A 4,159-nucleotide genomic window follows, 5' to 3' on the forward strand; every position below is an offset into this window, starting at 1 on the left:
CCTAATATAGGCTCTGTTAAACCAGCTTTGACATAAGAGGCAAATTGGTGGGGTTGGTTTCTCTAGGGAATCGGCCCCTTCAGAACTTTCGTTGATTAATCCATGTCAATTCTGGTTTAACAGAGCATTAGGTTTTGCCCTCCCCTGTCAGGAAGGCTGGCCGCGAAGCGGGGCTGAGGGCAGCCGATTCGTCAACAGATTTCTGGCGCGGGACGCTCGACCCCGTTTTTGGGCACCGCTCCGCTCATCCCACCGCACATCCCACCGGCCCGCGCGAGACGCACGCGGGCACGCACGCAGGCAACGCGGATAAACTGGAGACGGATGAAACGGTCAGCAAGCTAGGGGGCCTTATGACCAATCGCATCACCGCATGCCGGTTCGGCGTCATCATGTTGCGGATATTCTGGTGGACCACGCTCGCAGCCACCATCGGTCTGATACTGTCGCTCGTCACCATGCTCGCCTACGGGTGGCCTGCGGCGTGGGGCGAGGCATGGCCAGTGTGGGCCGCCGCGCTGGCGGGCGTGATGCTCATCGAATCGATCATTTTCTGGATCGGCATCATCACCGTGTACGTCACATCCGTGCAGCTGGGACTCAAAATCCGGGTTATCGGCATCCTGTGCGGGTGGATTCCGATTGCGAACCTCATCGCGCTCAACCTCATCATCCGCACGGTCGGCGAGGAGGTGCGATTCGAGACGGCAAAGGAGCGACTGGACCGGTCTCGCGCGGGCGCACGCATCTGCGCCACACGCTACCCCGTGTTGCTGGTGCATGGCGTCTTCTTCCGCGACACGCAGGCGCTCAACTATTGGGGCCGCGTTCCCGCCGAACTGCAACGCAACGGCGCGACAATCTATTACGGCGAGCATCAGTCCGCAGCATCGGTGCCGGACGCCGCGCGAGAGCTGACCGCGCGCATCCGGCGCATCGTCGAAATGACCGGCTGTGGCAAGGTGAACGTCATCGCGCACTCCAAGGGCGGGCTGGACATGCGCTATGCCATCGCCCGTTGCGGCGCGGCGCCGTATGTGGCCTCACTGACCACCGTCAACACGCCGCATCGCGGCTGCGGATTCGCAGATTACCTGCTGACCAACATTCCAGCCGGCGCGCAGTCCAAGGTGGCGGCCACCTACAACGCGGCCGCCTCCCGGCTCGGTGACGCGCACCCTGACTTCATGGCTGCGGTTCACGATCTGACCCAGGCAGGTTGCGCACGGCTCAACGCCGAAATCGGCGATTGGGACCAGTTGAACGGGCTTTGGCAACGGGGATCAGCGGGCAGTGCGCTTGGAACGACGGCGGGCAGTGTATCAGGCAGGACAACGGGCGGCGCGCCAATCGTGACGGCCGGTGGTGTGCCGGGCGGGACAGCAAGCGGCGTATCGGCCCAGCACACCAGCGATGCGCCCGCTGAGCCGTCTCCGATTGCCGTGAACGAGCACCTCAGCCAAGCCTCCGGCCCATGGGCGGTCCCTTCCGACGCGGTAAGTCAGTCGCGGCAATCGTATACCCGCGCAGGCATGACTGCCACACCCGCTTCCCCGGCGAGCCCAGTCCCCCGCACCAGCCCGTTCGCCGGCATCGTATGCCAAAGCGTCGGCTCGAAGCTCGCCCATGCCACCACCGGCAAGTTCCCGCTCAACTTCACCTACCCGCTGGTCAAATGGTTCGACGGGCCGAATGACGGACTCGTCGCCCAGCCGTCATTCCCTTGGGGAGAACGGTTCACCTGGCTGGAGCCGAACGGCGTACGCGGCATATCGCACGCCGATATGATCGATCTCAACCGCGAGAACATCCCCGGATTCGACGTGCGCGAGTTCTATGTGCAAATCGTCGCGGCGCTCAAGCAGCGCGGATTGTAGGTTCCGATACACCGACACTGCGGTCAGTGTCCTGCGCTAAAAATTCGTTGAATATTTTTTATGGCTCCCATTGTTAGGGCGTTGCCGTGAAGCAACCAGCGGAGCTGTTTGTAGGCAACGTCCGAGCCGACAGGCGAGCCAGCAGAACACGCGCGAAGCACGTTCTCAATCCGCAGGACGAGCTGGCCCGCGAAGCGGGTCTGAGGGGGTAGAGAATTCGTTAACGAATTATTGACGCGGAATGCCAGACCCTAAGCCTCCCTCACGATAAGTGGCTTCGTATGGGACAAACTTAAGTGGCCCGTTCTGGATTCACCGGAGGTGGAGGGCAGACCAAATTCAGCGCAACATCCCGCAGTTCAATCCCGCAGTTCGCAGCCGGAAAACAAAAATCCCGCCGAACTTGGCGGGAGAATGAAGGGTGGGCGATGTAGGAATCGAACCTACGACCCCTTCGGTGTGAACGAAGTGCGCTAGCCGCTGCGCCAATCGCCCGATAAGCCAAGGACCAGCAGCTAGCCACCGCCCCTCGAGTGGGCGATACAAGATTCGAACTTGTGACCCCTTCCGTGTCAGGGAAGTGCGCTACCTCTGCGCCAACCGCCCGGGTCAGTCATCCGGCCGAATCCGACGGCCTTCCGAGAGCGGACAACGGGACTCGAACCCGCGGTCTCAACCTTGGCAAGGTTGCGCTTTACCAACTAAGCTATGTCCGCATGTGCTTTGCAACAAGCAACAGGTGAATAAGATACGCGCTTTTCGAGGAAAATGCATCTTCCCGCGTGTCTCGGCGGAATTCCGCGGTTTTTGCCCAGTCATCATTTCGGCACAACCACCCCGACAAGCACGACTTTTCCCCCATGGCATCCGTGGTTATTCACAAGTCCTCTACAATTCCGGCTCGGGCAAATCCCACATCGCACCAATCACATCCTGCACCTCGCTGCGATTCAACCCCTGCCGGCGCGCGGCGGACACCAGCACCTGAACCGCTGCCAGCACCTCGCAAGGCGCCTGCTCACGTTCCGCGACGCGCGAAGGACGCCCCGGACTCGTCACAATCAGCCCCTGTGATTCAAGCTCCCCGTACGCCCGACGAACCGTGCCCGGCGCCACGCCCAGATCGCCCGCCAGACCTCGAATCGACGGCATCTCGGCTCCGGCCGGCAACTCGCCGGCGCGAATCAGCCCGGTGAAATGCGCCACGATGCCGGTCGATCCGTCAATATCCGAGCCCATCGCGGACGTCATGTATGCGGTTGCGCTAATATCTGTGGCAGTCATTGCGGTCGCCCCCTCCACAGGCTCGGCCCCGCAGCCGTTTCCATGCGCCGAGGCTGATTCCCGTCATCATTCTGTATCAATCAAAAGATACAGCACTAACTGTACGCCGCCGCGGAATTCCGCCAATCTTCACTCAAGGTGAAGCATGTCGGCGAGGAGACCGCACAATAATGGCGTAACGAAGGCGGTTTGTCACGGTCGTCGCGCGACCGGAACAAATCACAACGCAATACGTATATTAAGGGGGATATCATGACCCAGCTTCTGTTCATCGTGGGCAGCCTGCACAAGAACGGCTTCAACGCCCAGCTGGCCGAGGAGGCCAAGGCCCTCATCGGCGACCGCGCCGAGGTGAAGTTCCTGAACTACGCCGACGTGCCGTTCTTCAACCAGGATGAGGAGTTCCCGAACCCGCCGGCCGCCGTGGCCGAGGCGCGCAAGGCCGTCACCGAGGCCGATGGCGTGTGGATCTTCTCCCCGGAGTACAACTACAGCTACCCGGGCGTGCTGAAGAACCTGCTGGACTGGCTGTCCCGTCCGCTCGAGCCGTTCCCGGCCGACCCCGTCACCGTGCTGGCCGGTAAGAAGGTCGCACTGTCCGCCGTTGCCGGCCAGTCCGCCGGCGCCGGCACCCGCGCCAAGCTCAACGAGGTTCTGGGCTTCAACAAGGCCGAGCTGCTGCCTGAGGCCGAGCAGGTGGGCGTGGCCCTGCCGGCTGAATCCTGGGGCACCGGCAAGCTGGTCCTATCCGACGACGACAAGGCCAAGCTCTCCGCCGAGGTTGACGCCTTCCTCAAGTTCGTCGAGGAGTGATTCCAGAGTAAACCGCATGTAATCACCGGCGGCGTTCTGACGGTGATTACATGCAATACACCCAATGCGTAAGTCCCTCCGCCTTCACCGGCGGAGGGACTTACGCATTACATAGCCCTTTCGTTCTTGCTTCTATCTTGTATCCGCGTCGGCACCCGCGAAGCAGGTTTTGGGGTGGTCCTATG

The 4,159-nt window shown here is 61.6% G+C and carries 3 protein-coding genes and 3 tRNA genes; 2 read left to right on the forward strand and 4 right to left on the reverse strand.

The genetic code is table 11. The features are described from left to right. Positions 1 to 353: 353 nt before the first annotated feature. Positions 354 to 1,877 (forward strand): triacylglycerol lipase, encoded by a 1,524-nt coding sequence (locus BG22_RS11005; RefSeq protein WP_219846954.1) that lies wholly within the window; start codon positions 354 to 356, stop codon positions 1,875 to 1,877. 422 nt (positions 1,878 to 2,299) lie between these two features. Here the strand turns inward: BG22_RS11005 and BG22_RS10690 are convergent. From BG22_RS10690 to BG22_RS10705, 4 genes are all read right to left on the reverse strand, one after another. Then, a tRNA-Val gene (locus BG22_RS10690) sits at positions 2,300 to 2,372 on the reverse strand. Positions 2,373 to 2,411: 39 nt separating this feature from the next. After that, positions 2,412 to 2,483: transfer RNA gene (locus BG22_RS10695), tRNA-Val, on the reverse strand. A gap of 37 nt (positions 2,484 to 2,520) precedes the next feature. After that, positions 2,521 to 2,593 (reverse strand) — tRNA-Gly (locus BG22_RS10700). Between the two features lie 172 nt (positions 2,594 to 2,765). Beyond that, complete coding sequence (locus BG22_RS10705) at positions 2,766 to 3,161, reverse strand: GntR family transcriptional regulator (protein ID WP_219846955.1); 396 nt, start codon at positions 3,159 to 3,161, stop codon at positions 2,766 to 2,768. 252 nt (positions 3,162 to 3,413) lie between these two features. Here BG22_RS10705 and BG22_RS10710 point away from each other — a divergent pair, with 252 nt between their 5' ends. After that, on the forward strand, positions 3,414 to 3,974 hold the full coding sequence (locus BG22_RS10710; RefSeq protein WP_140495453.1) for an NADPH-dependent FMN reductase: 561 nt from the start codon (positions 3,414 to 3,416) through the stop codon (positions 3,972 to 3,974). The last annotated feature ends 185 nt before the right edge of the window (positions 3,975 to 4,159 follow it).

Origin of the sequence: Bifidobacterium sp. UTBIF-78 (genome assembly GCF_006408945.1) — a bacterium.
GTDB classification, from domain to species: domain Bacteria; phylum Actinomycetota; class Actinomycetes; order Actinomycetales; family Bifidobacteriaceae; genus Bifidobacterium; species Bifidobacterium myosotis.

What these genes read in the sequence shown, in the direction of transcription:
- BG22_RS10705 (WP_219846955.1), bottom strand. Translation starts at nt 3,161, where the DNA reads ATGACTGCCACAGATATTAGCGCAACCGCATACATGACGTCCGCGATG.
- BG22_RS10710 (WP_140495453.1), top strand. Translation starts at nt 3,414, where the DNA reads ATGACCCAGCTTCTGTTCATCGTGGGCAGCCTGCACAAGAACGGCTTC.
- BG22_RS11005 (WP_219846954.1), top strand. Translation starts at nt 354, where the DNA reads ATGACCAATCGCATCACCGCATGCCGGTTCGGCGTCATCATGTTGCGG.